Raw genomic sequence first — 26,122 nt, forward strand, 5'->3', positions numbered from 1 at the left:
TACCATTCGATCCATCGTCATCAAGTTTTTTGTTTCTTCTTTTTCGCGGCCGGAAATAAGATATTATTCAATATCAACCGATAGCCGGGGGAGTTTGGGTGCAATGCTAAATCGGTTGGCTCTTCGCCCACCGTATGCTGATAGTCTTCGGGGTCGTGGCCACCATAGAAAGTCCAAAAACCTTTGCCCAATACACCGTGTAAATATTTGGCTTCTCTGATGTCTTTGTTTTCGCCCATGATGGTGACGTCAGTCTTGATCAATTGTTTCTTAAAGCCTGTGGTCTGTCCATAAAAACCTTTTATCACGCGACTGTGGTTTTGTGTAAGCATGGAAGGGATGGGATCCCACTTGGCCGAAAATTGAAATAAGTTGAAATAATCATTGTCTTGGCGGAGACCGCGCTCAGGGGCATTGTTATCGATATCCGAAAATTCGTATTGGTAAGGATCGCGCGAAACGCGAAAATCAGTGAAGGCAAAAGTATTGGAGAAGTTCAGTTTTTCTTGCGCCTGTGGGTCGGCTGGGTCGCCATCGTACATGCGCTCACAGATGTCTACTCCTTCGGCAGCCAATGCAATGTCAAACGAATCGGTAGCGGAACACATGGCAAACAAAAATCCGCCACTCACCACAAATTCTTTGATGCGCTTGCTCACTGCCAGCTTTAACTGCGATACTTTGTTGAAACCAAATTTTCGTGCAGTGCTTTCTGCTTCTTTCACCTGATCGATGTACCAAGGCATATTCGCATAGTTGCCATAAAATTTTCCGTATTGCCCAGTAAAATCTTCATGATGCAGATGAAGCCAATCGTATTTCGCCAAGTCTCCATCCAAAACTTCGTCATCAAAAATTACAGTGTAAGGGATTTCAGCATACGAAAGCACCAAGGTAACGGCATCGTCCCACGGTTGTTTTGATTTGGGTGAGTACACGGCTATGCGCGGATACTTCTCCAACTTCATGATATCGTAATTTGCAGCGGGACTCGCAATTTCAGTAATGATGGAATTGGCCTGGGCATCGGAAATCACCTCGTAACTCACACCGCGCACCACCAATTCGTTTTGAATTTTTGGATGGTATTTAAACATGAAACTGCCACCCCGATAGTTGAGCAGCCAATCCACTTCTGAATCTAACTTCAATACCCAATAGGCAATGCCATAGGCTTTTAAGTGATTGCCTTGCTTTTCGTCCATGGGTATAAACAGGTAATTGGCCAGGCCAACCCTAGCCACCAAAAGAAACGAAAACAAAATCAAGCCCCTCACCGTTAAAACCCGCATAATTGTGTAACAAAAGGATAAGATACCTAGTCTATCAATTTTGAATGTTAAAAGTATAATTTTGCCATCTCTTTAACGAATAAAATCTGCCAACAATTAATAATTAATAAATACCACCCAATTCAATGAATTTAGCTGAAAACTTTAAAGAAGGTCTTCGATCGGTGAAAGCGAACATGCTACGGTCGGTGCTTACGGCATGCATTATTGCAATTGGCATTACCTCCCTCGTTGGAATTCTTACGGCTATTGACGGTATCGAGTATTCGGTTTCCGATAGCCTTTCGTCCTTGGGCGCTAATTCGTTTGATATATCTTCGAAGTTTAACAGGGGCTCGAACCAAGATGGCGTTAAGCAAAAAGTATATTCACCTTTATTGTTTAACCAAGCACTTGCATTCATAAAAGACTTTCCTGTGCCAGCAAGCATAAGCCTTTCAGCGCGGCTTACCATTTTGGCAGAAATCAAACACGGATCTGAAAAAACAAATCCGAATGTGAATGTCACGGGTGTGAATGAAGATTACATGGCAATCAAAGGATTAAATCTTAATGATGGTCGAAACTTCGCTCGATTTGAAATTCAAAATGGTTCGAAGGTGGCTATTCTCGGAAGTAAGCTGGCTCAAACTCTTTATACCAACAAAAAAAATCCAGTGGGTACAGTAATTTCCTTTAAGGGAACTCAGTTTAAAGTGATTGGTGTAATGAAAGAGAAAGGGGAGTTGTCAGAAAATAATTTTGATAACATGGTACTCATCCCGATAAAGGTAGCAAACCAAATGGCATCTGGCCAAGGATTAAACTACCGCTTGACAGTTGGCATTCAAGATCCAGAAATGATGGATTATGCGATGGGCGAGGCAACTGGCACCATGCGCAAAATCAGAAGGGATGAAGTGGGAAATGAAAACTCATTTGATATTGAAAAAAGTGAGACGCTGGCACAAGAACTAGAATCGATTACCAGTGCCTTACGGATTGGTGGATTTGGTGTTGGGTTTATTACTTTGTTGGGAGCCTCTATTGCATTGATGAACATCATGCTCGTTTCTGTAACGGAACGCACCCGAGAAGTAGGTGTCCGCAAGGCTTTGGGCGCAACGCCTGTGCGCATCCGTCAGCAATTTGTTATTGAAGCCATTGTGGTGTGTATGATTGGTGGAGTGGCCGGTGTGGTATTGGGGATTTTGGTGGGCAATCTGCTCGCAAAATTAATTGGCATAAGTGCATTTGTGGTGCCGTGGCTTTGGATGTTGGTTGGTATGATGATCTGCGTGGGTGTTGGTCTTCTATCGGGATGGTATCCGGCAAGCAAAGCCTCTCGATTGGATCCTATCGAGTCGTTGCGATTTGAGTAGTAAGCAGGAAAGATTTTAGGACAATATAAAACCGTACAAGCGACTACTTGGCTAGTAGTTTTTTTTGTTAAGCAGGCAAGTGAGGTGGAGAAAATTTTAGAAGGTGATCTTTACGATTTGATTGCAGAAGATGCCATCCACACGAAAGAAATAATAGCGGCTAAAATGTACCCTATGCTAGCTCCTCATTTCGGATCACATTCACTAACGAGCTTTTATAAAAATGGGTTGATATTGAAATGTGGATAACTCCACAGATTGGTTTTTGGCTCTTTCAAAGGTTTGACTGTGTGGGAGTTACCCACATTCCAGCATCACTATTATTACAATTGGATTTTTAAATGTTTAGATATGGTTTGATAAGACTTACTCCCCAACTTTTAATGCTGACCCCTCATTTCTTGATTGATGGCGAAGTGGTGTGGGGAGCAACCGCTATGATTTTGAATGAGTTGCGATTAAGTATTAACGAGCAATTTTGATCGTTGTATTAGTTAATGATTTCAATAGGAATATGCTGGTCTGATCTGTGTAGGGCTGCAGGTGGCCTTGGTATTTGCTTTCCTTGAATCACCTTAAATGCAAATCTTACTTTTACAAAGGAACCCATCTTCATTTTTTCTGGCAAACGCCAAAAGCGTTGCGAATATTTAAGGATACCAAAGACATTTCCGCTTAATTCAAAAGTTACCTTGTTCACGACTTTGATATTTTCAATCGTTTGATTTCCGATATCTAAATCGAGTATTAGTTCATTATCTAAACTATCAATGCCATTCGCCCAATTTGTCTTAAAATAATAATTAAAATATTCAGCAAAGCCGCAAAATGGTAATTTATTGAACACAGCACTTTGTAAATAGCTATTGTCTGTTTTGGGTATTAGATATACAAGCCCATGCGAAGCTGGCGATTGAAATTTGTTATGCTTCGCCAACTTTGAAAATGCAGGATTCTTATCAAAAATAACAATTGCCATATTGTAAACGCGCCTTTCATTGTCCCCAATAGAATCTGTGTTAAACAGTTTTTGATTTACAAAATAATAGTTTATCACAATGCCAGGTTTAGGCTGAGTGGTTAGGGAGATACTATCAGCTGAACATTTGTTTATAAAAAACTCTTGAAACTCATGGCTTCCATTATTTGCTTCAAAACTTTGGTTTTTATACTTAACTCTATAGTACATCCCATTTTCAAAAGGGGCAGCAGAAATGAAAAGACTATTTTTTACGAAAGTGAATCGTAAATAGCCGTTGTCGTATATTCGATTGTTATGACTGTCTGTAATTTTTGTACAAAGCCATTCTCCTCTAAGCTTTTCCTTTATCCCTTCCTTGGCATAGAGATTCGCAAATAGTGAATGGCAAAAAAAGAGAATCAAAAGATTTAAAGTCCTCATACTTGAGAATTAAATGTTGATTGGATTTTCGCTAACATAATCGCCAAAAAAGTCTTTACTGCGTCTACGTAATTACCCACGCGTAAGTTTCGTTTTCCGCATGTTGGTTGTTGTCGGCATTAACGAGTCATTGTCAATGCTTTGGGCTAACAGCATTAATATTCCTTTCACCTGCTATAATCTCAAACTCCAACCGAACAGGAACAATGGGCGGGAGATCTCTTTCCTTGGGAAGTTTCCATAGCTTTTGCTCCTTTTTAATATCAAAAAAATATGACTGCTGACTTCATAATTTACTCGGTTCACTATTCGCAAATCGGACAAGCCATGGTGGTTTATGTTGAAGTCAATCGTTAGGCAATTGTCAACACTATCGACATTGTATGCTGACTTTAGGCTAAACTCGGAATTAAAGTAGGTGCCAAAACTTTCCCCTTCGTGCCGTTTGAACCAAGGTGGGGCTAAAAAACTGTTGAGTGTCTTTTTTGTTGAGAGTAAAATATCGTTTGTCAGGTTCGACTTGTATGAAGGCACCTGTTTTAACTTATCGAAAACAGAAGCTTTGTCGAAAACGACTACTTTAAACCTGTAAATCCTTCTTGCCGGATTTTGGTCTCCATTATCCTTGAAATGAAATTGATTGATAAAACTGTAACGTAAAATTAAACCTGAATCAGTGGTGGTGGTAATTTCTAAAGAGTCTTTACCATGCACTTGAGCTTCGAAACTTTGTAGTGTAAAAGCCCCGTGCAAAAATTCAAATCCGTTTTTAGTGTATATGATAGGTTGAAAATCACCTCGGTCGATAGGATTGTTGGAGATATACAAATTACTTCCGGTGAACTTATAGCGGAGATATCCGCTCAGACCAGAAGAAATGAGATAATTAGCCCTCTCATATTTTCTCCATCATAATCGCCAAAAAAGTCTTCACCGCATCTACATAATTACCCACACGGATGTTTTCATTTTCGGCATGTTGGTTGTTGTCGGCATTAACGGTGGGTACCGCCACAGCTGGTATTCCCAATGTAATTACAAAAGGAGAAATCGGAATGCTGCCGCCCGTGGTTCTTATTTTGATGGGCTCTTTACCAAAAGCAGTGTACATTGCTTTGCTCAACCATTTGCCACAATCCGAATCAAAAGGAGTTTGAAATGCCAAATACGAAATGCTGGAATGAAAAGAAGCAATACGGGGATATTTCAGTCTCTCTTCCTCCGTTGGTTCACGATCCATGATGTAGTAGCCTTGAGCTTCCACCTGTTTGCGTACTAGTTCGATTAGCCTTTTGGGATCACTGCTGGGCACTAAACGAATGTCAATTTCGGCAACGGCTTTGGCAGGAATGAGTGTTCGTGCTTGGTCGCCTACATACAGTGCATTGAGTCCTCGAATATTCAATGTTGGGTATTGCATCGCTTCCTGAAAATTTTCACCAATCTTATCAGGCTCAGCAATGCCCAAGAATTTCTTGATTTCATTTTCATTGTCGGGCACTTGCCGCAGGGTTTTCTTCTCGGTATCTGTCAATACCACACCATCGTAAAATCCCGGCAAGGTAACACGACCATCATTGTCTTTCATGCCCGCCAACAGTTGTGCTAACCGCATGGCGGGGTTAGGCGTATAATTTCCGTAGTTGCCGCTGTGGGCCGGATTGCGCGGACCAAAAACAGTCAACGTAATTTCACAAATGCCACGCGCGCCAAAGGAAAGTGTCGGTTGGTTGCTCACATGCCGTGGGCCATCAAAGATGATGAGCATGTCGGCTGCCAATTCTTTTTTGTATTGCGAAACAGCCAAAGGCAGGTGAGGGGAGCCCAACTCTTCTTCAAAATCCATGATTACTTTCATGTTGAAGTTTGGCTCACCTTTTAATTCTTTTAGTGCATCCAATGATGCTAAGTAGGCCATGGCAGGTCCTTTGGCATCAGAGGCAGAGCGTACAAAGATTCGCCAATCGCGATTCAATTCACCTTGTAATTTTTCAAAGGGAAGAGCTATCCATTTACCTTCTGCATTTTTCTCTTTCAAGGTGGGCTTCCACGGGCTTTCTTGCTCCCACTTGGCAGAGTCAACAGGTTGTCCATCGATTTGAAGATAAATCAAGACGGTCTTTTTTGGATTGGCTACTTTTCGTTCAGCCAACAGTAGAGGCACTGTTTCTGTTTTTAGCCGTTGGGTAGTGAAGCCACGTTTTGCAAAAGCGGCTTCGCACCACTGCACATTTTTTTCGATGTCCTTGTGGAAGTGGGCATCGTTGCGAAGACTATGCAATTCATAAAATTCTTGAAATGACTTCTTCGCAAACTGTTCTGCAATTTTATCGAGATTAGAGTTTTTCGATTTTTGGGCAAAGAGTTGAAAAGACATTAATACACACAACAAGAGAAAGAATTTCTTCATACTAAAAGGTAAAAATTTGTATTGCTGGGCTCAACTTGTTACTTCAAATACTTTTCTTGTAAAGCAAACCCCATGCTTTCCGCACACCAAAAAATGGTAACAATGTAATAACGGTCTTGATCTTTAAATAGCTGAACGCTATTGATGCCTCGGTTGGTGACGGGGCCATCTTTTTTCTCTTTGGTCTCATAGGTACTGAACACATGTGTTACCGTGCCATACGATTCTGTTTTGCGCGATAGTTCTTTTTCGAAGAAACCCATGGGTATTCGCGATTGAAACAACTGTACATATTCATCTGGGCTAAGAGCTTTGATTGTTAATTCGCCCTTGTCATCCTTTCGTGTGGGGATCAGTCGCGCTTCTTGTTTAAACAAATACCTAAATCGCTCCCAATCTCGAGGAGAATTTGGCTCTCCCGAAATAACATCATATAGCGCAGCTATGATGGCATCCACAGATTTTACATCTTTTGAGTAGTCTTTTGTTTGAGAAAAGCAATTAATACTTAAAAATAGAAGTGAGTAGACAGCAGTTTTTTTCATTATATAATTTTTGAGTTGAGTTTAGGTATTGGGCTTAGATCCCTAAGCCCTAATCCAATGCCTTTACCCCGGGCAAAACCTTTCCTTCAAAATATTCAAGCAATGCGCCACCACCAGTAGATACATAGCTCACCTTATCCTCGAAACCAAATTGCGCCACGGCTGCGGCCGAATCGCCACCGCCTATCAAGCTAAACGCCCCGTTGGCCGTTGCGCGCACCACGGCTTCAGCAATTGCTTTTGTACCGCCCTCAAAATTTTGCATTTCAAAAACTCCCATCGGGCCGTTCCACAAAATGGTTTTTGATTGCTCAACCACTTTGCTAAACACTTCCCGCGCTTGCGGACCAATGTCTAATCCCATCCAACCATCGCCAATGGAGTTGTTATTTCCAATTTGGGTATTTGCGTTTGCATCAAATTTATCAGCCAACACAGAGTCGATTGGCAAATGAAGTTCCACACCTTTTGCTTTTGCTTTTTGAATCAGCTCTTTTGCTAAATCCAATTTATCAGCTTCTACAAGCGAGTTGCCAATGCTTCCGCCAAGGGCTTTAAAAAATGTATACGCCATGCCGCCACCAATTATCAAATGGTCAACTTTATCCAATAGCTTTTCAATGATCAAAATCTTGTCGGAGATTTTTGCTCCGCCCATGATGGCCGTAAAAGGCTTTACCGCATTACCCAATACTTTTTCTGCATTTTCCAATTCTGCAGCCATTACGTAACCCGCTGCTTTGTCTTTGAAGAATTGTGCCACAATGGTGGTGGAGGCGTGGGCGCGGTGGGCTGTGCCAAACGCATCGTTTACATACACATCGCCATGCTTCGAAAGTTTTTCGGCAAACGTTAAATCACCTTTTTCTTCTTCTTTATAGAAACGCAGATTTTCCAATAGCAAAACTTCGCCTGGCTTCAATGCCGCTGAAAGTTTAAAAGCTTCTTCGCTAATGCAATCAGAAGCGAATTTTACCGGTATCCCTAACAGTTGCTCAATCGTCTTTATTGTATGTTTTAGTGAATACTTTTCTTCAGGACCATCCTTTGGTCGGCCTAAGTGTGACATCAGCACGCAACTACCACCATCTTTTAAGATTTTCTGAAGAGTAGGGATGGTAGCACGAATCCGATTGTCGTCTGTTACACTAAAAGTTTTATCGAGTGGAACGTTAAAGTCTACACGGATAAGTGCACGCTTGTTGGTGAAGTTGAGTTGATCAATAGTTTTCATTTGCTTGTGAAGATTTAGAAGTCAGAACTTAGGAAATTGGTGTGTTAGGATATTGGGTGCTTTGATAGATCGATGGTTCATCATTTGGAAGCGGTCTATTTTCAAATTTTCAAATTAACTTATTTTCAAAATGGCTTAGTCCCCAAAACTAATTCCCAATCCTTTGGCCGCCTTTACCAAGTAACCATTTTTTGAAACAAAATTATAATTTTCCGTTGCCTCTTCGAGTGTTACAGACGAAATGTTGTTGTTTTTTAACGTTACCATTTGCCCAAATTTTCCTTCGAGCAACAACTCAACGGCTTTCACACCAAATAAGGTGGCCAGTACTCTATCGAATGCAGTAGGGCTTCCACCGCGTTGAACATGCCCAAGCACCGTCTCGCGAATTTCGGCTGTGCAGCCCGCCTCTTTCAGTTGCTTGGAAAGTTGAAAGGCCACCCCGCCCAAGCGCACATGTTCCGAACCTTTTGAACCTTGCGAAGCCGTAATTGTTCCATCTTTTGGTTTCGCTCCTTCTGAGATAACGATGTTCACAAAACCGTGTCCATTTTTATAGCGAGACTGAATTCGTTTTACTAACTTATGGATATTATAAGGAATTTCGGGAATCAAACAAATTTCGGCACCACCGGCAATGGCGGTGTGAAGTGCAATCCATCCCGCATCACGCCCCATCACTTCCATAATCATCACGCGGTCGTGACTTTCAGCAGTAGTCACTAGCTTATCAAAACTATCGGTTGCAATTTGCACAGCCGTTTGAAAACCAAACGTCATGTCCGTTGCCGATAAATCATTATCAATTGTTTTGGGTACACCAATGATGTTCAACCCTTTTTTGAAAAGAGCTTGCGATATTTTTTGAGAGCCATCTCCACCAATGTTAATCACGGCATCAAAGCCCAACGACTTGATGCGTTTGATAAGTTCATCGGTTCGGTCAATAAACTTTACCGTGCCATCTGCTTGTTGCACTGGGTAATTGGTAGGGTTGCCCTTGTTGGTCGTTTTTAAAATGGTGCCACCGCGCACATGTATGCCAGCCGTTTTCGCGCGGGTCAATTTGATAATCTCGGGCGGCTCGCTAAACACTCCGTTGAAAGCTTCTTTGCTCCCATAAATCTCCCAGTTCTTTTCTTTTCGGGCGCGCTTGGCAATGCCTCTAATTACAGCATTCAGTCCTGGGCAATCACCACCACCCGTCAATACGAGTAACTTTTTCAACTTCTCCATTTTTTCAATTTTAGAATCTTAAAGTAAGCGAAAACTAGGGAGTGGGCAATGACGGACCGTGAAAAAAGAAGGCAGTTGATAGTTGGAAGTTGTAGAGTTTGGAAGAAAAGTGGTCGATTGGAGATGCTGGGTTGGTAGGTTACCTGACCAAACTGCCGAATGCTTACTGCCGATTGCCTTCTTGAGCAGCAGCTCTGTACAATCTATCATTAATTGCACGGCCAATACCGACATTCGGAACTTCTTCTGCAATGATGATCGGTGGTGCTAACTTGTCCAATTCCCGCAAAGCAGAAAAAAGATTTTGGGCTGCCTCCTCCAATTTTCCTTTGGGTGAAAGGATACGTTGGTTACTCAGTTCAACTTCTCTCAACGGGTTTTTGTAAGCGACAACCGACACCTGATTTCCATAATGGCTGAGTAGTTCCGTTAAACTGCCTACTAGTAATTTTTTTCTTGGCGCGTAATGACTCCTCAACTGCCCCGGTGCCTTGGGGTTGGAAGATGAATTCAATTGTATATCCACTTTGCCAGCCACTCTTTCAATATCTTCAATGCTTAATCCACCCAAGCGAAATACCACTGGCGAGTCGTTTTCAAAACCAACAATGGTTGACTCAATACCCACTTGGCATTCACCACCATCTACTATATAATTTATTTTATTCCCTAGCTGTTCATTTACATGATGGGGATTGGTAGGGCTTACGTATCCAAAAGGATTTGCACTGGGCGCAGCCAACGGAAAATCAATCGACCGCAAAAGTTGCTGGGTCAACTCATTTTTGGGGCAGCGTATGCCCACTGTTTCCAAGCCAGCCGTTACAATATCTGGTATGACACTTTTCCGCGGAAGCAACAACGTCAACGGCCCAGGCCAAAATGCTTCTGCTAACTTTTTTGCTTTCGCAGGAATGTGGGTCACCCATTTATCGACCGATTTTAAATCTGGCACATGAACAATCAGTGGGTCGAAGAAAGGGCGCTCTTTAACGGAAAAAATTTTGGTAACCGTATTTCCATCCAATGCATTGCCTGCCAAGCCATAAACAGTCTCGGTTGGAATAGCAACCAACTCGCCTTGCTCAAGCAAACGTTTTGCTTCTTGAATATCTTTACCAATGATAGACACTAATATTAGATTTGAGACTTGAGATTTTAGATTTACGATTCTGAACACCGAACTGCTTACCGAAAACTGACCACCAATTACATCTTACCATTTACCAATTACGATTTACTCGCCTTGAATAGAACCTTCTCTACCATTCGCAAAACAGACCTTTCATTTGTGAATTTCTCAATTTCGTTGAGCGAAATCCATTTCACATCGTGCGATTCATCGCTTACTAAAATCGGTTGCTTCTCATCGGCTATCAATAGAAAGCGAATATCGTAATGGTCATGGGCCGGAAAATCTTTTCGTTCTGGAATCAAATGAATGTCAATATCAAACAATCCTTCCTTGACTTTAAAATTCGTTAACCCGGTTTCTTCTTCGGCTTCCCGCACGGCTACGCTCAAAATATTTTCGTCACCATCTGCATGGCCACCAGGTTGCACCCATTTGTTTAGCTTGGCATGATGTACCAAAAGTGCTTTGTCTTGAGTCGTATTCAAGATCCAAACCGAACCCGTGATATGTCCTGGCAAGTGCGTTCGCTGAAATGCATCCGGACTTTTGAGTAGTTCTATAAATTCAGGGGTAAATACTTGCTCTTCTTTAAAACTCGTTTGATAGGAGTGGAGCAGTTGGATTAAATGAGTTCTATTCATTAGAGGTAATCATTGACAACGGACAGTTGACAAAGTTCGCGTTTAATTAAGGGTGAGTTTTTCCTGTTGTCAATTGCTTAATGCCCACGATTCGAAACTACTGAATAACAATGGTCACCTTGTTAAACTTGCCCTCTTCTAGTTTACCGATTTTCTCTCCACCACCCGCATTGTCCTTATCATCTTTTTTCACCAAAACAAAATAAGCAGCAGGTTTCAATTTCTTAAACTTAGCAACACCTTTTGCATCGGTAGTGCCTTCGGCTATCGAATTGGTTTCTTTGGTGTAGTTCTCTTCGGTCTCAAATAACTTCACAGATGCACCAGCCACAGTATTGCCCACTTCATCGCGCACGGTGATGGTCAACGAAGTATTGAAAAGTTGAACAGTTCGGAAAGAAGCCAGACTTAGTCCGATCAGGAAAATAAAACCTGCTTTTCTCATATTGATGGTATTTTTGATCATAAATAAAAATTATCGTAATAGAACTACGCCACCGCGCTGTTCTTTCGTTCCATCTTGTGGGCGATACGAACTTTGGTAACGAATGATATAGGAATAGGTTCCTCCGGGTAAAGGTTGGCCTCCATTATTGTTATACCCACCATTCCATTTGAAGTTTCTGTCTTTCGATTCAAAAACCAATTCCCCCCACCGATTGAAAATGGCTACCTCAAAATTATCCGTTACAAAAAAACTATATACAAAGAATTCTCTATTGGAATTGCTTCCAAACTGAACATTGCTGTTCGGACGGAAAGCATTTGGCCCTACAATCTTGGGGATGCATTCGTTCAATACCTCCGTCTGATCTGAATTGGTACATCCAAATGAGTTTGTTAGATCAACTTTATATGTACCCGGACTAGTGACATTCAGTACACGTCTGGTGTTTCCCATAGGAAGGCCATCCTTAAACCAATTGTAAGTAACAAAAGATCCGGGGTTTAGGTCAACCTGATTAGTGGCGGGGTCCTGATTATCCCTGTCTGCGCAAATTATAACAGCATCAACCAATTGACCTTGTGGCAGTGGTGCTTTGATAATTTGGATACTGGCATCGGCAGAACAGGTTGCTTTGTTCACGCGAACCTTATAAGTCCCAGCATCGGTGCGATTGAGTGTTGCACTAGTTGCACCAGAAATAGGAGTAGTGCTATTGTTGAAAAACCAGGAATAAGTTACGCCCGAGGCAGTAGTGGTTGCTGTTAAGGTAAAGTCGCCATCATCACAAGCTTGCGTGGCAGTTACGGAAGCATCTACCGGGCCACTTACTTGAACCGCTTTATCGGCTGACCTCACAACGCAACCACTTATCGCGTCCACTACCTCTACTGCGTAGAGAGCGCCATCATCGGCCGTTCCAATGGATACTTGATTTCCTCCTAATGGAGCAAGAACACCGTTGCGATACCAGCGGTAGGTATAATTGCCCACTGGTGTTGCTGACAAGAGTACGGTGGTAGAACATCCATTGCTTTGTGTGAAGTTGGACGTAGGTGGTGCTGTATAAACAATGGTAGCGGTTTGAGACACCACGCACCCGCTTCCTAAAGTTACGTTCACCTGATAAGTGCCCGAACCATTAAGCGGAACATTTAGTGTTGCACCTGTTGCTGTTCCACCACCGGGAAGCACCCAATTAAAAGTGACCCCACCCGCTGCCGAGGCTACTAAGGTTGCTGGGTTAGCGCATAAGTTTTGAGTAATGGTGGGAGTTGGAGCGGTAGAAGTAATGGTTTGTGGAAATACATACGTGCAGCCTGTTCCATTGTTGTCTCTTACTTGAATCAAATAATCGCCCACTGGCAAGGTGGCGGTATTACTTGTTTGTGGGCCAACTACTGTACCGGGCCCAACAGGTGTAAAGGTGTATTGCAATACTCCAACCGTTGGCCCTGCCGTGCTGACTGTTACCAAAGAAGGATCACAATTTGAGAATGTTGCCGAAGCGGTAAAGGCTGCATCAATCAATCCATATGCTTGGTAGATGGTGCAACCTGATACTTGATCCGTAACTATACCTGAATAGGTTCCGGCCAATCGGCCTGCGAGTGGACCAACGGTAGTGGGGGCTGATTGATCAATACCTTGTTGATTGAATGACGGCCCACTGATAAAATAGGAATACGGCCCACTTGAAGGCACAGTGGTATTTAACGTAATTGTGAGCGATCCATCAGGATTGCCGCACGTGGGGTTAACGCCTGTTAAAGAGAAATTCGGAGAAACTTTTACTGTAATAGTTTTTGACTCGGTAACGCTGCAGTTTGTAATCGGATCTGTAACCGTCACACCATAGGTCAATACAGCTGGCAGTGTAGTGTCGACTGCTTGTGTGTTAAATGAATTTCCATTAGAAACGGAGTTTAATGTCCAAGCATAAAGCGACCCTAAATTCTGCGCATCCAAATTGGCAACTGCACTGTTTTGGCAGACTTCTATATCCGGCCCCAGATTAACTCTCGGTCGGTTATCGGCAACAATCGATGTTCCTCGGGCTTTGCATCCATTCGCATCCGTAGTGGTCACGGTGAACACACCAGGGTTAACAATCCCTGTGATAGTTCTATTCGTTGTACCATTAGACCACACATATGCAGCAGCAGGTCCTGCATCTAATGTTACTGGCCCATTACACAATGAAATAGCGGCTGGGTTGGTGGGTGCTGGCGGCTTAGGATTGATTATTACTGTTTTTACAATGGTGATATCCAACCCACATCGGTTGGTCAAGCGCATGGAAACAGTATACGTTCCTGCGGATGCATACAAGTGGTTAGGTGAAGAAACCGTGCTGCCGGCACCATCTCCAAATGCCCATTGAAATTTATCAATTGCGTCCGTTGGCGTGCCGTTAAATTTAGTGGTGTCTCCAATACAAAGCCCAGCAAATGTAAATCCAGGCCCGCCAAAACCATTGCCTTGTTGCTGCACAAAGTTGGGCAATCCTAAACGACTATTTGTACCCGCAGCCAGTGCAAATGGGTTGATGGTATTAAGAGGCGTGAGTAAAAGAGTGTCTTCAACTGCTTGAAAATTTCCAAGCTCGGCATTTTTGGGTGTGTCATTATAGGCCATATAGATTTGGCCATTGGGTGCAATTTGCAACGCGCCTAATTCATTTGGCTTGCTTACTTTTTGTTTGAAGCGTACCCGCTCCAGCGAGTCAATTGAGTATTCAAAAATTTCGGAAGGGGCTGGAGATCCTTTTACTGTAGCAAATAATTTTCTTCCACCGGGCGAGAACTCAACACCATATACTTGACCATTTGGTTGATTCATATCCACCTTGCGGTAATTGCGCAGCATACCAGTAGTATCGTTCAATTGAAATAATTCTAAAATGTTGCTCGTGCCGGGGGTAGATAATGCAACGGCCAAATTGTTGCGCGGTCCCATTTTCATATAGCCTTGTCCATTGGCTGCTGAAGTAAAGGAATGGACGGATCCAATATCGGAATAAACGGGTTGACCAATTCCTTGGGCGGTGATACGATAGGTGCGGAAGGTGCTGTTGCCATATTCATGTGTTACCAGCCATTGCCCATTAGAGGTAACTCGTTCGGTGCTTTTGGTGTAAAGCAAAATATTTTTTTGTGTAACTGTTCCGTTCGTGCCCACCTTTAAATCAAAAACCGAATAGCGCAATTCGTACCGCGAGGTGCCGGTTATTTCTTGTGTGGTGAAAATGTAATAGATCGTTTCATCGCCTGGCACCGATACAATCAAAGATGATTGCGTGGAGGTCGGGTCTCCGCCAATGCCGGTATCGATCAAAATGTTTGTCTTATCGTATACGTTTGTTCCATCCGTGTAGAAAACAGTATTTCCATTTCGATCGCATACAATGGCGCAGCCCGCTGGTGCATTCATGGCGCTATTATTAAGTGCTACAGGTGGCGCTTTATTAAAATCAATTCCTGCCTTGTTGCCAAAGTACCAAATGTTACTTCGCTGATCTTGTAGTCCGTATTCCTTAACGTTTACCCCTGCGTAAGTTGAGCACGTACCATTCGATACAACAACAAAATAATAGCCAGCTGAATCTGGTTTTAGGGTAGGCCCTGTTTGCCCATTGGACCATGTATAAGAAGTGGCAGTTCCTTGCGTAACCCTTACTGTTACTGAAAATTGCGTTGGTGTTGATGTGCCCCTAGGCGGAGGAAATTCAGATTTACAGGCAGTGGTATCTTGAACCAATTGTATTCTTAAGTCAAACGGAGTTATCGTTACGGCTTGTGTTGTAGTCACCCGCTGTCCCTGGTAAAAGGCAGTCAGTTGAACATTGAAGGAAGGTTGTAGTGTCGTGAATTTATGCACCGGACTCCACGCTTTTGAACTTTGCCCATCACCAAAATTCCATAGCAGACTATCTGCGTTGGGTGTGATAGTTGGAAAAAAAGTAATCGGATTGTTTTGGCAGCGCGGGGCAGCGCTGGTGGTAAAGTTTGCTGTTAAGGTTACGGTGCTGCGCGGAAAAAAAGATGGAAACTGCCTGCCTGCAAAATCAGTTGTGCCAAATGGCTGGGTAATTTTAACAAACGCTGCAAGGGTATCAGTTTTCGTAAATTTGTCAATCAAAAAAGGGCCACCAACAGTTGCTTGATAAATATGGTAAATGGCAGAATCGGGTGCCAACTGAAGGCCGTAGCTCCTGGCTGGTAAAGAAGAGGACGTAGCTGTGTATAACGATGTAGTAATAGTAGTGGGAATAGTAGGGTTCGAATTCACATAATCGTATTGCAACACATCCGCATTGGTCACGCCATCGCCACTGCGCGAAATGTAAAGATATTGCCCGCCTTTAATGTCCCATTGAATATCGTAAATCCATTCGGTGCCAACCACGGGCAGATTCGATCCTGTATTTAAAATGTAACGATCGAATGTGATATTGCCCGTAGCCGGATCGAAATCCAAAATTTGCGCGAAATCATTTTTGCTTTGTGTGGCAACAGCCAATTTTCTCAATTTGTTATTGTATGAAAAGTTTGAAACAGTAAGGTTTAACGCGCCTGCTGGGCCAGCTATACTATTGACAATCGGATTGAATGTGCCAGAAGAGTATGAAGCAGCATCGATCAACGTAGTCGTAAAATTAGATGACCCATTTTGATGGGTGATCAGCCAATAATCCGTTCCATTTGCATGGGGTAAAATGATCATTCCTTCTGAGCGATTGGATAATCCAGGCACAGGAGCATTTTTATTGGTCGCTTCTATATTTCCAAGAGATGGAGAAGGGAATACTGCATTGCCAAACAAAGACATGTCCACTACGCTTCTGTTGATCGATCCACCCGTGGTAAAATTAGCACTATTGGTAAAGATAAAATATTTGTTGGGCTGCCCAGGCACGGGGCAGATCACGGCCGGTTGATTGGCTGACGTATTTCCACTCAAGCCAGTAGTGCCATTGGGCATTTGTTTGTGACTGGCATCGTACACACGCAATCCATCGGTGTAAAACAAAAGATTGGCTGTGGCCGGATCGGTTGCTACAGCACTTCCACCCGTCCCGAAAGGAACAAATTGATCTTTCACAGTAGTAGCTTGGTTGGTGCCGCGATTGAAGCGAATTCCATCGGGCGAATTTCCGAAGTACCAATTGTGTTGCGATAGATTTTGAGAGAAGGAGGGAATTGAGATAGTAATCCAAGCAACCAAACCTACGAGGTATGCTTTTTTTAGAAACGGAATATTGTTTGGCATCAAGTTAAAGCTCATAAAATACATCTCACTGACTGCAGGTTTCACATCAAATTCAAATTTACAACGTAACTACCGTATAAAAAATACACGATTGGTTCAAAAATATCGTTAAGCAGTCGAAAGCCGCCTATTTGTCGGTGAAATACTTTTTTAAATGTGTTCAATCATCGTAATTTGCTTGCTTGAAAAAGCCTAAAATTCTATTCATGAGGTGTCGATTGGTTTGGGTGGCGGTATGGATGCTGATATCAATTGTTTCGGCAACTGCCCAAGACCCACAATTTTCTCAGTTCTACGCAGCTCCCTTGTATTTAAATCCTGCCTTTGCGGGAGCTACTAATCAAAATAGAGTAGGGATCAATTACCGCAACCAATGGCCGGCCATCGATGCAAACTTTAATACCATTTCTGCTTTTGCGGATTTCTATATTGAAAGTAAAAATAGTGGGGTGGGTATTTTGATCAACCGCGATACGGAAGGCGTGTTAGGCTTGTCGTCTACCAGCATTGCCTTGCAGTATGCCTACGATTTGAGTTTGACTAAAAAATTATCCTTTCGTCCGGGTTTTCAAGTAGGTGTTTATAACCGCGCCATCAACTTTAGTCGGTTGGTGTTTGGCGATCAATTAAATCCGCAAACGGGTGGATTGATACCTGGCGCTTCCGCGGAAGGATTGAACACTGGTCAATCAAAATTTTTTCCTGATATTTCCATGGGGGGGCTTTTTTATTCGCCACAAGGATGGTTTGGTTTTGCTGCGCATCACATCACCGAGCCCGATCAATCGCTGGTGGGATCGAAAGACAATTTGCCCATGAAAATCTCGGGCCATGCCGGTTGGAAATTTTACTTAGCACCCGGACAAATGGGGCAGGGGTTTTATAAAAAGCCACGTGAGCGAAGCCTTACACCAACTGTTCAATATCGCCACCAAGGCAGGTTCGATCAAATGGATGTGGGATTGTACTATACCTTTGAACCAATTATTATCGGTACGTGGTACCGCGGGGTGCCTTTCAAATCCTTGAATGGCATTGTCAATAACGAATCGATCGTGTTGTTGGTAGGATTTACCAAGCGCGGCACAAAAGATGTGTTGAACATTGGCTACAGTTATGACTACACGATTTCCAAACTTGGTTTTGGAAGCGGGGGGGCACACGAGTTTAGCCTAACTTACTCATGGTCATCGCGCGATCCGCGCAAGCCGGCAAAAGACAAGTTGATCATGCCTTGTCCGGTGCCGTGGTTTTAGATGAAACCGAAATTGCTTAACTTTCCATGCCTATGAAATCAGAAGAAAGAATTATTGAACTACTTGCTGAATATCTGCAAAAAACAGATCAGATTTTAGATCAAATGAAGCAAACGGATCGAAGTGTTGGGATTATGAGTAGGGCGATTGCAGCGCAGGACGTGAAGTATAACGAGCATGCCGCAAGGTTTAATGAAATTAATCTGAAGTTCAATGAAATACGAGTTGAATTTCAGTCAGAGATGAAGCAGATGAAGACTGAATATCAATCTGAGATGAAAGAAATAAAAACTGACATACGCAATCTGAGCTCTGAATTCCAATCTGAGATAAAAGAAATAAAAACTGACATACGCGATCTGCGCGAAGATCAGGGTATAATGCTGAAGGAATTGGTATCAATTTCAAAACGATTTTCGGTTGTTGAAAGTAAGTTAAGTTGATCACTCCTCCCCACTTCCCCCAAGTTTACACACATCATCCATACCCAAGTGCATCAGAGCATCACCCGCATTTACAACCGGATTATTGTTAAGCCCAACCACATAACCTGTGGAGGGTGATTTGATTTGTTCTTTGAATTCGCCAAACGGATCCGTAAGGTTGCCAATGATTTGATTTTTGTGAACGAGGTCGCCACAAGCGATCGTGGGCTGAAACAACCCTGCCGTGCGTGCTCTGGCCCAGGCAGAACTCCAAATGATTTTATTTTCTTGTTTGGGTTCAGGCGCCCAGTCGATCATATTTAAATGTTTCATCAAACGCAACGTGCCGTTAATGCCTTCTTCAATGGCTTGTTGATCCATGCGCAACAATTCGCCACCTTCGTACACAATAATGTTTTTGCCTTTTTTCGCTGCGGTTTGTCGGAGTGAGTGTGGACGAAACGGAGAGTCAATGGTGAAAGGCGCATGAAACGCATTTGCAAGCTCTGCATTTTTGGGTTCTTGCATCATGCAGCGCACTTGTGGGTAGTTGGTGCGCATGGCACCGCCTGTGTGAAAGTCAATGCCAAAGTCAATGTTGGGGATAATGTCGTGCGTTAGGTGGTAGGCCACACGCGAAGCCAATGATCCTAATTTACTTCCCGGAAAGGAGCGGTTGACATCTTTGCCATCCGGCACTTCGCGTGAGTAGTTGAGAAAGCCATATACGTTAATAATCGGCATGCACACGGTAGTTCCTCGCAGCACACGATTATGACCTGTATCAATAATTCTTCTAACAATCTCCATCCCGTTGATTTCATCGCCATGCATACCGGCAGTGAGCGCAAGCACAGGGCCGGGCTCCACTGCGCGATATACGTAAATAGGCGTATCGATCTGCGTGCGCGAGGGAAGCCGTGCAATGTTGATATTAATTTCTTTGAACTCGCCAGGGCGGATGTCGTGTTCGGCTATTGCTAGGGATTTGGGCATTTTGGGTATTAGGTGTTGGGACTTAGGACTTAGGGCTTGGGGCTTGGGGTTAGGACTTAGGTTGCTTTAGCGTATTGATGAAGCTGTTGAGCATTTTACCTAACACTTCGATGTCATTCAGTAACTTTTCAGAAGCTGTTTCTTCCATTAGGTTTCTGATTTTTACTTTTGTTAACCATGTTTTGGTTTCGAACAAAGAACCCCTTGCGTAATAACAGAAATTAATAAATTCCTTGGTATGAAAACGCCCCAATCCCTCCGATAAATTCGCTGAAATTGAATCAGTTGCTCTAGCTAACTGCTTGCCGATTGTGTCCTTTTCAAAATGATTCCACTTCAATAAAGCTTTCCAAATCTCATCCGATAACTCAAGCGATAGATTGTAAATTTTAAATTCCTCTAACGATTTAATCATAAAACGAATTTTATTGACTGGTTCTACCAAAACCTAAGTCCTAATACCCAAGCCCCAATACCCAATTAGGCGTTAATCTTATCCTTCTGGATCCTGTTCTTCCCGGCATTTTTTTCGAGGTATTGAATAATCTTTCCGCCAATATCAACTTTGGTAGCACCTTCAATTCCCTCTAGCCCTGGCGAAGAATTTACTTCAATGATGAGTGGTCCGCGTTTGGAAGGAAGCATATCTACACCCGCTACACCCAAGCCCATTTTTTTTGCCGCAATGATGGCCGCATGTTTTTCATGGCGATCAAGTTTCACCACCGTAGCATGCCCACCCCGATGGAGGTTGGAGCGAAATTCGCCATCGCGCGCTTGCCTGCGCATGGCGCCTACCACTTCACCATTTACAACAAAAGCACGGATGTCTGCACCCTTTGCTTCTTTGATAAATTCTTGAACAATTATTCGTGCCTTCACTCCATGAAACGCCTCGATCACCGACTGTGCAGCTTTTTTGTTTTCGGCCAATACCACACCCAAGCCTTGTGTACCTTCCAATAATTTGATAACCACGGGTGCTCCGCCCACGGCTTCAATCACCCCTTCGGTATCTTTGGAGTAATCCATGAAAATGGTTTTGGGCAAACCCAAGCCAGCGCGCGAAAGTATTTGCATGCTCCTCAATTTATCGCGCGAGCGAATGAGTGCTTGTGACTCTACCGCAGTAAATACTTTCATCATTTCAAATTGCCGAACCACTGCTGCACCATAAAAAGTGACCGATGCACCAATGCGTGGGATGATCGCGTCAAAGTAATCGAGCTTGCGACCGTTGTACCACACCATCGGGTTCTTCTTTTCAATCAGCAGCATGCACTTCATATGGTCGATGATCTCCACTTTGTGACCCCTCTTCTCACCAGCTTCTTTTAATCGCTTGGTGGAATACAGCTTGCTGTCGCGCGAAAGAATGGCAATGTTCATGACGGCTTGATTTTGGTTTGAAAATACAAATCTTTTTTGGTCACATCGATTAAAAAACGGTTTCGCAAAATGCGCCTTCCCAGCAAAACGGGAAAGCGAAGTTTCTCACGATCGCTCAACGAAAATTCTGCTCGGATTTTTCGATTGAATAGTTGAATGGTAGTTTTGATAACGTAGCGCATCTCCGCTTCGCCAAACGAATTTTTGATTTCTCGTTTGGTGAATTCGGTAAAGGTAAACTTCATGCCCGTGAATTCAGGATGCTCTTCATCGAGCAGCACAAACTCCAATTTGCCGTCCACCACTTCTGCACGCGAGCAATGCAAGCTACAGGTGTAAGCACCCGTATCGATTTTTGCATGGATATTGTGCAGCCCGAGTTTGGGAAAATCCACACGATCCGACCGGCCAAGTATTTGCATCTCTTTAAAAGTTTTTCAAACTAAGTGTAATTTTCAAATAATAAAAAACCCTTTCTGTTTTTCGCAGAAAGGGTTTACCTGAATTCTTAGTATTGGAAGAATACTCCTTTGACTTTATGCTGATCGCTCCTGAAGAAATCTCCCTTAGCAAAGAATGCCCCGGAATTTATCCTTTTGAAATTTTGAAGGAAACGGAAGTGTTTTCCCACTTCAAAACAACATTGTTACCTTCAACACTGATGGTGAAGGTTTCTACCATGCTCGCTGTTTTGGCAGACTTCACTTTTGCACGCAGCAGATCTTTCTTTTCAGAATAATCGAATGGGCTACCGGAAGCTTCTTTGCTCAAGATAACTGTCCATTCGGTTTCCCCAGGAATTGTGTACAAACCATATTTTCCTTTTGGAACAGCTTGTCCTTCTACCTTTGCATTTGCACTAAACTCAATACTGGTTACGGCATTAGCACCTGTGCGCCAAACTTCACCAAAAGGGACAAGCCCACCCATAATTTTACGACCTCTTGCAGATGGTTGATGGTAATCGACAGTAACAGAAACGCCATCAGCGGTTCCTGTTGCCTTGGCTGGTGGGCTCTTTTGGGCGAATCCGACAAAACTAAAAATCATTAAAGCGAATAGCAGGATAGATTGTTTTTTCATGTTGATAGTTAATTAGTTAGTTGTTTTGAATGAAACTTTAATTGTTTGTAAATATAACAAAGTGCCATCGTAACTTTAAGTTCCGAGGCACTTCGTTATAAAACTTTAATCTGTAAACTACTCCTTCTAACGACCCAATTCGCGTTTTGGTTTTTAGCTTGGGCGAATTCTTTGTTAATTTTTTGTAAATGTTTTACTGTAACAGAACTTTTTGAAAGGAAGATGGTGTTACTACCCCACAATTAAATACTAAATCTAACCAACTATTTTATGAATTATGTTATCACCGGCTCCATCGGCCATATCAGCAAGCCAATCGTTAAAAAATTAAAAGAGGCAGGTCATCATGTAACGGTGATCACCAGCAATTCAGACCGTGTAAAAGAAATTGAATCATTGGGCGCAACTGCCTTTGTGGGTTCAGTAGAAGATCCCGCGTTTGTATCAAAAGCCTTTGCCGGAGCGGATGCCGTGTATTTAATGATCCCACCCAATTGGTCGCTTACGGGAGGTTGGTTAGATTACCAAAAGAAAGTTGCTGACAATTACATCGCAGCAGTCAACCAAAGCAAAGTTAAGAATGTGGTACTATTGAGCAGTATTGGCGCTCATTTGCGCAAAGGCGCTGGCCCTGTTGATGGATTGGGCTATGCCGAAGAGAAATTATTGGCTTCAAAAGATGCAAACATAAAGGTATTCCGCCCTTCTTACTTCTTTTATAACTTGTTTAGCATGGTGCCCTTGTTGAAGAACATGAATATTTTGGGTTCCAATTTTGGAAACACTGATGAAAAATTGGTATTGGTCCACACCAGCGATATTGCCGATGTAATCGGTGATGCCTTAGCAAAGTTAGATTTTAAAGGCTATTCTATCCAATACATTGCCAGTGACGAGCGTCACCCCAACGAAATAGCCGAAGTGCTTAGCAAGGCTGCTAACAAACCTTCACCGTGGGTTACGTTTACCGATGAACAATCATTGCAAGGAATGTTGCAGGCTAATTTACCTGCCACCATTGCCAATGGTTACGTAGAGTTGGGAGCATCTCTACGCTCTGGAAAAGCACAAGAAGATTATTGGAAAAATAAACCTGTGCTTGGCAGAGTGAAGCTGGAAGATTTTGCAAAAGAATTTGTGGGGGCTTACAATGGATAAGTATTTTAGTTTCTGGTTTTGAGTTCAGAGTGACTCAAGACCAGAGACTTTAACTTGGATAACTTTTTCTCAATAATTCTATCATCGGAGCATCTATCCGTTTTGGTTTTAAAGTCTTTGCATCGAGCATCACCCACACCATGCGAGAAAATGTTAACTCAACATCACCTCGCATTAATTTTACAAATCGCTCGAAGGTAGCCCCCTTGGCCTCGCCCACCCATGTATATCCGGTAATGGTATCGCCTAAAAACGATTGGTTTTTGTAGTCGATCTCATGTCGATGCAACATCCAAGCGACTTCATTTTTTAATTGTTCAGAAGCCATGGTATTCCAATGTGCGACTGCTACTTCTTGTACCCAACGCACATACACCACATTGTTAACGTGGTTGAGTTCGTCTATATCGCTGGGCTGAACGAGTATCGAAAACGTAAAAGGATCAGTAGATAAGGTCATTGGAATTAGAGTAAATTGGTGCTTGTTATCACGAAAGTTAGTAGTTTTAACCGATGGCAAAAAAATCGCAATGGGTCACCATCGGAAAGCGCAAGATTGAACTCAGCAATCTCAACAAAGTACTTTTTCCTGAAGATAATATTTTAAAGGCAGAAGTAATTGAATACTACTTCTCTATTGCGCCCACGTTGCTCAATCACATCAAAGGCCGTGCGCTTACGCTGATTCGTTTTCCGGATGGCATTCATGGAGAAACATTTTATCAAAAAAATCGCCCTGACTGGTCGCCAGACTGGATTGAATTTGAAAGGCTAGGCAAGGAGGAAAAAAAAGATTACATCATCGCTACTGAACAGGCCTCCTTGGTTTGGTTGGCCAACCTTGCTTCTCTTGAGCTACATCAACTTCATAGTCGCAGGCCAAATTTCGATTGCCCCGATTACATGGTGTTTGATTTGGATCCCCCAGAAGGCTATGATTTTCAAAATGTAGTGCCGATTGCTTTCGAATTGAAGGAGGCAATTAAAAAATTTGGCTACACACCCTTTGTAAAAACCACAGGAGGCAAGGGCATTCATATCTGCTGCCCGCTATTGCCCAAGCATGATTTTCATACCGTGTTTGAGGCCGCTCAATTGATTGCCCAACCATTTGTAGACAGCAATCCAAACACCACGCTTCATATAAAAAAAGAAGCCCGCAAGGGTCGGGTCTTGATTGATATTTATCGAATCCGCTCTGGCCAGAGCATTGTTTCACCGTACAGTTTGCGCGGTAGGGTAGGTGCGCCTGTTTCGATGCCACTTTCGTGGGATGATTTGGCGAAAGTAAAAAGTCCGAGTGCGTTTACTATTCACAATGCATTGGAATTGGTAACAACCAAGGGAGATGCATGGGAAGGGATGGATGCGTATGCCGTTGAATTGCATACCCACAGAGAGATGAAAAATCTTGCGTCTCCACTACCGCCTAACAGAAAAAGAAAAACGCCTGAGCAATTAGAGAGCTACGAGAAGAAAAGAGATTTCAGAAAAACACCTGAGCCAAAGGCCGAGATTGATATCAGCGGTGGAAATAATTTCGTAGTCCATCGGCACCATGCCTCACATCTCCATTATGATTTGAGATTGGAGCAAGACGGAGTATTAAAATCGTGGGCGGTGCCCCGGGGTTTGCCTCCGCACCCAGGTGTAAAACGATTGGCTGTGCAGACAGAAGATCACCCAATGAAATACTTAACCTTTGATGGCACTATTCCGAAAGGGCAATATGGAGGAGGTGAAATGTGGATTTATGCATTGGGCAAATATCAGATCACGAAAGAAAAAACAGATGGATTTTACTTTAAATTGAATAGCAAAGAAATAAATGCTGAATACCGCATTCACAAAATGAAGCAAAAGGAATGGTTGATGGAGCGGGTAGACGAGCCGCAATTCAATTTTTTAAAAGCCGAAATTCAACCCATGCTTTCGGAATCATTGGATCATCCACCCACTACCTATGACTATTTTTATGAAGTGAAATGGGATGGCATCCGTGCCTTGATTTCGTTGGAAGACGGAAACATCACCATTAAAACGCGCAACCAACAAAATGTAACAGCGCAATTTCCCGAATTACTAAAAGCAGACAAATCGTTTCGGGCCACCTGTGGCTTGTTTGATGCCGAAATTGTTTGTTTGGATAAAGCTGGGAAACCCGAATTCAAAAAAGTGATTCAGCGCATGCAACAAACCGGTGCCACCACCATTGAGCGTTTATCAAAAACACTTCCTGTTAATTGTTACGTGTTCGATTGTTTGTATTTAGATGGAAGGCCATTGATTAACGAGCCGCTAGCGAAACGGAGAGAATGGTTGCGCGATGCAATTAAAACGAAGGAGTCACCCTATCGCCTCAGCGAAATAGAAGAAGATGGCAACTCGCTTTTTGCTGCTGCAAAAATTCACGGGCTAGAAGGAATCATGGCCAAGCGAAAAGACAGCAAGTACTTGATTGGCAAACGCAGCGATGCTTGGCTGAAGATAAAAGTCCGACAGTCAACCGAATGCTTCATCATCGGATTTACGCCAGGCAAGGGCGATCGGAAAGCAACCTTTGGCGCATTGCAAATTGCTGAGCAGAAAGAAGGTGCATTGTATTATAGAGGTAAGGTGGGTACCGGTTTTAACGATGCTACCATGCAAGAGATCAGTAAAGCGTTAAAGAAGTTGGCAGTTGTTAAGAGCCATACACTTCAAGGTGGTAAGATTGTAGATGAAAAAATTACCACCTGGATTGAGCCTAAACTGATGGCAGAAATCAGCTATGCCCGATTGACACCTGATGAAATGTTTCGCGAGCCTGTTTTTCTGCGGTTACGGACGGATTGTAGTTGACA

Annotated in this window: 22 protein-coding genes; 5 read left to right on the plus strand and 17 right to left on the minus strand. The window is 43.0% G+C overall.

All coding sequences use genetic code 11. From position 1 onward, the window contains the following. Positions 1 to 20: 20 nt before the first annotated feature. A complete protein-coding gene (locus KA713_03210) occupies positions 21 to 1,277 on the minus strand; it encodes an asparagine synthetase B (protein ID UXE69012.1) in 1,257 nt (418 codons plus the stop codon). Positions 1,278 to 1,417: 140 nt separating this feature from the next. Here KA713_03210 and KA713_03215 point away from each other — a divergent pair, with 140 nt between their 5' ends. Beyond that, positions 1,418 to 2,653 carry an ABC transporter permease gene (locus tag KA713_03215; GenBank protein ID UXE67627.1) on the plus strand — a complete coding sequence of 412 codons (1,236 nt, stop codon included), beginning with the start codon at positions 1,418 to 1,420 and terminating at the stop codon, positions 2,651 to 2,653. 490 nt (positions 2,654 to 3,143) lie between these two features. Here the strand turns inward: KA713_03215 and KA713_03220 are convergent, their stop codons facing one another. From KA713_03220 to KA713_03265, 10 genes are all read right to left on the minus strand, one after another. Next, positions 3,144 to 4,055, minus strand: a complete 912-nt coding sequence (locus tag KA713_03220; protein ID UXE67628.1) for a hypothetical protein — start codon at positions 4,053 to 4,055, stop codon at positions 3,144 to 3,146. A 174-nt stretch (positions 4,056 to 4,229) separates the two neighbouring features. Then, positions 4,230 to 4,883: a hypothetical protein gene (locus KA713_03225; GenBank protein UXE67629.1), complete on the minus strand. Its 654-nt coding sequence runs from the start codon at positions 4,881 to 4,883 to the stop codon at positions 4,230 to 4,232. 67 nt (positions 4,884 to 4,950) lie between these two features. Further along, positions 4,951 to 6,465, minus strand: a complete 1,515-nt coding sequence (locus KA713_03230; GenBank protein ID UXE67630.1) for a M20/M25/M40 family metallo-hydrolase — start codon at positions 6,463 to 6,465, stop codon at positions 4,951 to 4,953. 38 nt (positions 6,466 to 6,503) lie between these two features. Beyond that, positions 6,504 to 7,010 carry a hypothetical protein gene (locus KA713_03235; protein ID UXE67631.1) on the minus strand — a complete coding sequence of 169 codons (507 nt, stop codon included), beginning with the start codon at positions 7,008 to 7,010 and terminating at the stop codon, positions 6,504 to 6,506. Positions 7,011 to 7,059: 49 nt separating this feature from the next. Beyond that, positions 7,060 to 8,244 carry a phosphoglycerate kinase gene (locus KA713_03240; GenBank protein ID UXE67632.1) on the minus strand — a complete coding sequence of 395 codons (1,185 nt, stop codon included), beginning with the start codon at positions 8,242 to 8,244 and terminating at the stop codon, positions 7,060 to 7,062. 135 nt (positions 8,245 to 8,379) lie between these two features. Then, on the minus strand, positions 8,380 to 9,480 hold the full coding sequence (locus KA713_03245; protein ID UXE67633.1) for an ATP-dependent 6-phosphofructokinase: 1,101 nt from the start codon (positions 9,478 to 9,480) through the stop codon (positions 8,380 to 8,382). 163 nt (positions 9,481 to 9,643) lie between these two features. Beyond that, positions 9,644 to 10,612, minus strand: a complete 969-nt coding sequence (locus tag KA713_03250; protein UXE67634.1) for a threonylcarbamoyl-AMP synthase — start codon at positions 10,610 to 10,612, stop codon at positions 9,644 to 9,646. Between the two features lie 98 nt (positions 10,613 to 10,710). Then, complete coding sequence (locus tag KA713_03255; protein UXE67635.1) at positions 10,711 to 11,256, minus strand: NUDIX hydrolase; 546 nt, start codon at positions 11,254 to 11,256, stop codon at positions 10,711 to 10,713. A 97-nt stretch (positions 11,257 to 11,353) separates the two neighbouring features. Beyond that, the gene (locus KA713_03260) at positions 11,354 to 11,701 is read right to left on the minus strand and encodes a hypothetical protein (GenBank protein UXE67636.1); all 348 of its coding nucleotides are present in this window, start codon (positions 11,699 to 11,701) and stop codon (positions 11,354 to 11,356) included. Between the two features lie 30 nt (positions 11,702 to 11,731). Continuing rightward, the gene (locus KA713_03265; protein ID UXE67637.1) at positions 11,732 to 17,017 is read right to left on the minus strand and encodes a PKD domain-containing protein; all 5,286 of its coding nucleotides are present in this window, start codon (positions 17,015 to 17,017) and stop codon (positions 11,732 to 11,734) included. A 194-nt stretch (positions 17,018 to 17,211) separates the two neighbouring features. Here KA713_03265 and KA713_03270 point away from each other — a divergent pair, with 194 nt between their 5' ends. After that, complete coding sequence (locus KA713_03270; protein UXE69013.1) at positions 17,212 to 18,228, plus strand: type IX secretion system membrane protein PorP/SprF; 1,017 nt, start codon at positions 17,212 to 17,214, stop codon at positions 18,226 to 18,228. A 32-nt stretch (positions 18,229 to 18,260) separates the two neighbouring features. After that, positions 18,261 to 18,671, plus strand: a complete 411-nt coding sequence (locus KA713_03275) for a hypothetical protein (protein ID UXE67638.1) — start codon at positions 18,261 to 18,263, stop codon at positions 18,669 to 18,671. Here KA713_03275 and KA713_03280 read toward each other — a convergent pair whose 3' ends face one another. From KA713_03280 to KA713_03300, 5 genes are all read right to left on the minus strand, one after another. Beyond that, positions 18,672 to 19,649, minus strand: coding sequence for a succinylglutamate desuccinylase/aspartoacylase family protein (locus KA713_03280; GenBank protein UXE67639.1), 978 nt, complete (start codon positions 19,647 to 19,649; stop codon positions 18,672 to 18,674). 49 nt (positions 19,650 to 19,698) lie between these two features. Next, the gene (locus KA713_03285; protein ID UXE67640.1) at positions 19,699 to 20,064 is read right to left on the minus strand and encodes a four helix bundle protein; all 366 of its coding nucleotides are present in this window, start codon (positions 20,062 to 20,064) and stop codon (positions 19,699 to 19,701) included. 65 nt (positions 20,065 to 20,129) lie between these two features. Beyond that, entirely contained in the window at positions 20,130 to 21,038 is a 909-nt protein-coding gene (gene rimK, locus KA713_03290) for a 30S ribosomal protein S6--L-glutamate ligase (protein UXE67641.1), read from the minus strand. Beyond that, a complete protein-coding gene (locus tag KA713_03295) occupies positions 21,035 to 21,460 on the minus strand; it encodes an ATP-dependent zinc protease (GenBank protein UXE67642.1) in 426 nt (141 codons plus the stop codon). Before KA713_03295 ends, rimK begins: the two co-directional genes overlap by 4 nt. A gap of 166 nt (positions 21,461 to 21,626) precedes the next feature. Further along, positions 21,627 to 22,121, minus strand: coding sequence for a DUF2911 domain-containing protein (locus tag KA713_03300; protein ID UXE67643.1), 495 nt, complete (start codon positions 22,119 to 22,121; stop codon positions 21,627 to 21,629). Between the two features lie 270 nt (positions 22,122 to 22,391). On the opposite strand from KA713_03300, the gene KA713_03305 reads away from it, so the two are divergent. Continuing rightward, positions 22,392 to 23,279: an NAD(P)H-binding protein gene (locus KA713_03305; GenBank protein UXE67644.1), complete on the plus strand. Its 888-nt coding sequence runs from the start codon at positions 22,392 to 22,394 to the stop codon at positions 23,277 to 23,279. Between the two features lie 49 nt (positions 23,280 to 23,328). On the opposite strand, the gene KA713_03310 is transcribed toward KA713_03305, so the two are convergent. Beyond that, on the minus strand, positions 23,329 to 23,739 hold the full coding sequence (locus KA713_03310) for an acyl-CoA thioesterase (protein ID UXE67645.1): 411 nt from the start codon (positions 23,737 to 23,739) through the stop codon (positions 23,329 to 23,331). Between the two features lie 53 nt (positions 23,740 to 23,792). On the opposite strand from KA713_03310, the gene ligD reads away from it, so the two are divergent. After that, entirely contained in the window at positions 23,793 to 26,120 is a 2,328-nt protein-coding gene (gene ligD / locus KA713_03315; GenBank protein UXE67646.1) for a non-homologous end-joining DNA ligase, read from the plus strand. The last annotated feature ends 2 nt before the right edge of the window (positions 26,121 to 26,122 follow it).

The organism is Chryseotalea sp. WA131a (assembly GCA_025370075.1).
Taxonomy (GTDB): domain Bacteria; phylum Bacteroidota; class Bacteroidia; order Cytophagales; family Cyclobacteriaceae; genus ELB16-189.